Annotated in this window: 3 protein-coding genes; 2 read left to right on the plus strand and 1 reads right to left on the minus strand. The window is 36.1% G+C overall.

Annotated elements, in window-relative coordinates; genetic code table 11:
• The first annotated feature begins 295 nt into the window (after nucleotides 1-295).
• Both ftsH2 and AFK68_RS14545 read left to right on the plus strand, forming a co-directional pair.
• Complete coding sequence (gene ftsH2, locus AFK68_RS14540) at nucleotides 296-2,179, plus strand: ATP-dependent zinc metalloprotease FtsH2 (protein WP_094673426.1); 1,884 nt, start codon at nucleotides 296-298, stop codon at nucleotides 2,177-2,179.
• A gap of 1,761 nt (nucleotides 2,180-3,940) precedes the next feature.
• The gene (locus AFK68_RS14545) at nucleotides 3,941-4,921 is read left to right on the plus strand and encodes a glycosyltransferase family 2 protein (RefSeq protein WP_094673427.1); all 981 of its coding nucleotides are present in this window, start codon (nucleotides 3,941-3,943) and stop codon (nucleotides 4,919-4,921) included.
• On the opposite strand, the gene AFK68_RS14550 is transcribed toward AFK68_RS14545, so the two are convergent.
• Nucleotides 4,908-5,762, minus strand: a complete 855-nt coding sequence (locus AFK68_RS14550) for a hypothetical protein (RefSeq protein WP_246844194.1) — start codon at nucleotides 5,760-5,762, stop codon at nucleotides 4,908-4,910. The genes AFK68_RS14545 and AFK68_RS14550 overlap by 14 nt on opposite strands.
• Nucleotides 5,763-6,023: the final 261 nt, after the last annotated feature.

Genomic DNA, 6,023 nt, shown 5'->3' on the forward strand with positions numbered 1-6,023 from the left:
CATTTGGAGGAATAAATAATTGTAGCTGTATCTTTATTATGGAAGTCTGCCAGCTGTCTTAACTTTTTAGTCTTAAAGGCTGAAAAATTTGCACTTTTTTCACGACAACAATGTGGTTAACCTTTATATATCAGTGCTTTGAGTGATTATTCGCCAGCCATACGCGACTTATCCCACACTTTGCTGATGCACTACCAGTTGCCCTAATCTCTCTTGTTAAGTTAAATTTTGTTAATATTATGAGTGTAGAAAACTACATTATTAATGCAATTTTACTAAAAGAGGCCATTTTTTGATGAAAATTTCTTGGAGAACCATTGTACTTTGGAGTTTGCCAGCTTTGGTCATTGGTTTTTTTATCTGGCAAGGGGCATTTGCCCAAACAGCAGTAAATATGGGTAACAACGCTGCGAGAACCCGTATGAGCTATGGCAGATTTTTGGACTACTTACAAGCAGATCGAGTTACAAGTGTAGACCTCTATGATGGTGGTCGTACAGCTATTGTGGAAGCTGTGGATGAACTGAACAACCAAGTCGAAAGATTACGAGTAGATTTACCTGCTAACTCCCCAGACCTAATTTCTCGTCTGCGAGAGGCAAATATTAATTTTGACAGTCACCCTCCACGCAGCGAAGGAGCAGTATGGGGTTTATTAGGAAATTTGATTTTCCCAATTTTATTGATTGTTGGTCTGTTCTTCTTATTCCGTCGCTCTAGTAATGTTCCTGGTGGCCCTGGACAAGCAATGAACTTTGGTAAGTCTAAAGCTCGCTTCTCAATGGAGGCCAAAACAGGTGTTCTATTTGATGATGTGGCTGGGGTTGATGAGGCGAAAGAAGAATTACAAGAGGTTGTGACTTTCTTGAAAAAACCAGAAAGATTTACTGCTGTAGGAGCGCGTATTCCTAAAGGTGTGCTATTAGTTGGTCCTCCAGGAACTGGTAAAACTTTGTTGGCCAAGGCGATCGCTGGTGAAGCTGGTGTCCCATTCTTCAGTATCTCTGGTTCTGAATTTGTGGAAATGTTTGTGGGTGTGGGTGCTTCCCGGGTACGAGACCTATTTAAAAAGGCTAAGGAAAATGCCCCTTGTATTATCTTTATTGATGAAATTGACGCTGTGGGTAGACAACGTGGTGCTGGTATCGGTGGTGGTAATGATGAAAGAGAACAAACTCTTAACCAGTTACTAACTGAAATGGATGGTTTTGAAGGTAATAGTGGAATTATTATTATTGCTGCAACTAACCGCCCTGATGTTTTAGACTCTGCATTGTTACGTCCTGGTCGCTTTGACCGTCAAGTTACTGTAGATTCTCCTGACATTAAGGGTCGTTTATCAATTCTAAATGTTCATGCTCGCGATAAGAAGCTAAGTAATGAAATATCTCTAGACGCGATCGCTCGTCGGACTCCTGGTTTTACAGGTGCAGATTTAGCTAACCTATTGAATGAAGCTGCTATTCTGACTGCTCGTCGTCGCAAAGAAGCAATTACGATGCGAGAAATTGATGATGCTGTAGACAGAGTAGTTGCAGGTATGGAAGGTACTCCACTCATGGATGGTAAGAGCAAGCGACTTATTGCTTATCACGAAGTTGGTCATGCCATTGTTGGTACTCTAGTTAAAGAACATGACCCCGTGCAAAAAGTGACTTTGGTACCTCGCGGTCAAGCTCGTGGTCTCACCTGGTTTATGCCTAATGAAGAGCAAGGTTTAATCTCTAGATCGCAAATTCTAGCTCGCATTACTGGTGCTCTCGGTGGTCGCGCTGCTGAGAAGGTAATTTTTGGTGATGCTGAGGTGACTACTGGTGCTGGTAATGACCTGCAACAGGTTACAGGAATGGCGCGTCAAATGGTGACTCGTTATGGTATGTCAGATTTAGGTCCGATGTCTCTGGAAACTCAACAAAGCGAGGTCTTCTTGGGTCGTGACTTAATGACTCGTTCAGAATATTCTGATGAAATTGCTTCTCGTATTGATGCTCAAGTTAGAACTATTGTAGAACATTGTTATGAAGACGCTTGTCAGATGATGCGGGATCACCGGGTTGTTATCGATCGTTTGGTGGATCTGTTGATTGAAAAAGAGACTATTGATGGCGACGAGTTCCGACAAATTGTGGCTGAGTACACTGATGTTCCAGAAAAAGAACGTTATGTTCCTGTAATTTAATTTAGTTTCTGCATTTCAATTGAACAGGAGTTACACACTCAAACAAGAAACCGGGTTTATTATCCTAATTATTGTTTTTCAAATCACAAAATTTTGTCGATCCACCCGGTTTCTACCTAAGTCCTATGAATATAAGCATCCAAACAAAATTGTTTATACCAATTCACTTTAAGGATGTCACAAATAGTTTCCAACTTTAAATGTCAAATAATTGCCTGAAACTATGTTATTGTCAAAGTTTTTAGTCTATCAAATCTAACTTCTGACTCCTGACTTCTGACTTCGGTGAAACGGTATAGCTACCCTAATTTGATGTGAGGTATACAGTATAAGGGATTCATTCTGAGAAAATGTGTAATTAATTTTGTGTACCTCCTTAGTTATTTTAGGATGATAAATTACTCTACCTAAGTAATAGTTGGAGTGCCAAATATTAAAAAAAGAACTAAGAGTTAAGTAGTTTTTTGGGGCTTAACTTTTAGTTCTTTTTTATCTTAAATATAATGTTAAGCTAAGACGGATTTAAAATGCATCTTAGCCAGTCATAATTCAGAATTAATAATGGTTTTCCCTTGAACAAAGCACACAACAATAAGTCGTTTAAATGCACAACAGCTTNAAATATAATGTTAAGCTAAGACGGATTTAAAATGCATCTTAGCCAGTCATAATTCAGAATTAATAATGGTTTTCCCTTGAACAAAGCACACAACAATAAGTCGTTTAAATGCACAACAGCTTATACTAAGGGTGAAAAAATAATTTTACAAGACTCTGGTTTATAGATAATAGAAAACAGAGGTTCGTAGGAAATATTGATTAAGTTTAATATTAGATCATATTTGATTAAATGGTTAGGATAAAAAACTTGCTCTTTGTCATAATAGGTCTAGACTAAAGTGGGTGAAAAAAAACTACTCTTATGAAAAAGAGGGTAGAGGGAAAAAATGTCCTAACTTCTGCTATAGGAGAGGGGGTTGGGTAAAGGTCTAAATCTGCTAAAACTTACCTACATGATCAAGCTAGACGCGCTAGTAGTAGAGTAAAACATATAAAAAAAATGGTGCGTTATGACATATTTTTCAATCTTTGTCAAACGTTATATTTTAGCTTTCTAATACATCCTAGTAGAATGAGACACCTTAAATGGTGCATTACAAAAAAATACTCAAACCTTGCTATAACAGAAATTATACCAAAAAAAGCGGTCTGCACAGTTTGAGCTGTTTCAGTCCACTAGATTAATCAACACTTTTAGCTATGCTAGTCTACACTATCGCCAACAAATTGAACCAGAGAAAATGCGTATTTTTACAGGCTCATGTTAAGGGAGTAGTTGAAGAGGAATTAGTTTAACAGTAAATCTTGTTTATAATATAGTAGTTAGTTTGGTGAGGTCAGCCTCGACAATATTCCGATGAAAAAATATTATTACAAAGTGTAAAGCTATTCCCAAAAAAACTCTAATCATTAGATAATAAAATTATAGTTTTCTGATTGAGGATATGATACCAAATATGGGTTATCAAAAGTACCTTTTTTAAATTATTCTCTAACCCTTTTGCCCTCTGGCTTCTGCCTTCCCTTCATCATAAAGCTTTTGTCTAAAGCGGGTTTAGTATGAATTTTACAGAGTTAGAGAGGTTGACAAAAGTAAAAAAGAAAGTCAAGTTCAGGTTGCCATAGATAAGTCCAGCCACTGCACTACTGAAAGCGGACAAACTACCCTAGTTACCAAAAGAAAAAAGAGAAAAAAGATTAATGACTAAACTAATTATACAAATTCCCTGTTATAACGAAGAAGCTACTTTAGGAATGACTCTAACTGAATTACCTAGAGAACTTCCTGGTATAGATAAGATCGAATGGTTGATTATTAATGATGGTAGTATTGACAAAACCTTAGAAGTGGCCAAAGCATCAGGAGTCGATCATATTGTTAATTTTGAATATAATCAAGGATTAGCAAAAGGTTTTATGGCAGGAATAGAAGCCTGTTTGCACCATGGAGCTGATATTATTGTTAATACGGATGCTGATAATCAATATTGTGCAGCAGATATACCTAAACTAATTGAACCAATTTTAGATGGAAGAGCAGAAATAGTAATTGGTGCTAGACCAATTCAAGAGATTAAACATTTTTCACCAATCAAGAAATTTTTACAAAAAATAGGTAGTTTAGTCGTCCGTATTGCTAGTGAAACAAATATTGCTGATGCTCCTAGTGGTTTCCGTGCTATTACTCGCAATGCAGCACTACAATTAAATGTTTTTAATGAATATACTTACACACTAGAAACAATTATCCAAGCTGGACAAAAAGGAATGACAATTATTTCTGTCCCCATTAGAACTAATGGTTATTTACGACCATCCAGATTAGTTAAAAGCATTCCAGCTTATATCCAAAGATCGATTTTTACGATCGTTCGGATTTTTATGACTTATAAGCCTCTAAAGTTTTTCACAATTTTAGGGACGATTCCCTTTGGTTTTGGTTTGATATTATGTTTACGTTGGTTAATTCTATACTGGAGTGGGACGACTAAAGCTCATGTCCCTAGTTTAGTCTTAGCTGCAATTTTAATTTTAATGGGCTTTCAGTTATTTATTTTTGGTCTAATTGCTGATTTGATGTCAGTTAATCGTAAGCTTTTAGAAGATATTCAGTTAAAATTACGTCGTAATTTTTTGGCTAACTCATTAGAAAATAACCCTAAAAATTCTAATTTTGACTAGCTTTGTTTTGGTAGAAAAAAAAGCTTTTCGGACCAGTTTTACCTTCTAGAAATACTTTAAAAATATAAAATAACATCACTCCACCAAACAAATTAAAAATACTATAATCTCCTGGCAAGTCAATTTTTATCGGTGGAATAATACTACTCCATTCCTTCAAACTCCATTCTTGTAATTGTTCCGTACCTGGAATTGAAATAGCAAAAGTCTCTGGCAAACTTACTGTTTTAAAAGCAATAAAACAGATATATAAAATCGCTACAAAAATCAAAATTCCTTGAAAAACATCCGTCAAAACAACTCCATAAAATCCACTTACAGCAGTATAGATGAGAGCCAATAAAATCAATAATATACCAGCAACTCTATCATCAATACCTAAAAATTCTCCTAAAAACTTTCCTCCTCCAACAGCAAAATAACTCATCGTACCAATAGCAAAAATAATATTAGCAACCGCACTAATAATTCTGGCAATATTTCCTTCTCTACCATTGCCAAAACGTAACTCCATCCATTCAGCAATAGTCATTACTTGAGCGCGACGATTCCACTTTCCCATAAACGTCATTAGGAACGCCATAATTAATACAATTCCACCCCGAATTTCAATAAAAAATCCCTTAGTTCCCAAAGCATAAACCAAAGAAGTTAATAGCATAGTACCAGCCAAATCAGTATTAGAAGCCATACCAGAAGCACCCAATATCCACCAAGGAAGATTGCGATTTCCCAGAAAATAAGACTCAATTCCTGTCGATGCTTTTCTTTGTAGAAAAAATCCAAAAATTATTATAAATAATAGGTAAATTGTAACAATTATATAATCAATTATTTCCATCAAACCATTGCCAAACTAATTATCATTTATAATCTAATATAAGCTAGTTTAAATTATTTGTCAAAATCCAACAATAGGTCATTTCAGTTAGCCTCCTGCGGAGGAGCTGCGCTTTATCCTGACGGACTGCTCCGCAAACATGTCGCGCAGCGAAACAGTTATCAGTGAACTTACGACTTAAAGTCGGAGGCTTGAAATACTGAGTTAAATATTTTTTTCATCCCCTTAAAAGGGGAGGCTTTAGACCTCATTTTTTGGTAA

It is taken from the genome of Hydrocoleum sp. CS-953 (genome assembly GCF_002260545.1).
GTDB lineage: Bacteria > Cyanobacteriota > Cyanobacteriia > Cyanobacteriales > Microcoleaceae > Trichodesmium.

Bases quoted from the DNA above. Each gene is read 5' to 3' on its own strand.
- ftsH2 (WP_094673426.1), top strand. From the start codon at position 296: ATGAAAATTTCTTGGAGAACCATTGTACTTTGGAGTTTGCCAGCTTTG.
- AFK68_RS14550 (WP_246844194.1), bottom strand. From the start codon at position 5,762: ATGGAAATAATTGATTATATAATTGTTACAATTTACCTATTATTTATA.
- AFK68_RS14545 (WP_094673427.1), top strand. From the start codon at position 3,941: ATGACTAAACTAATTATACAAATTCCCTGTTATAACGAAGAAGCTACT.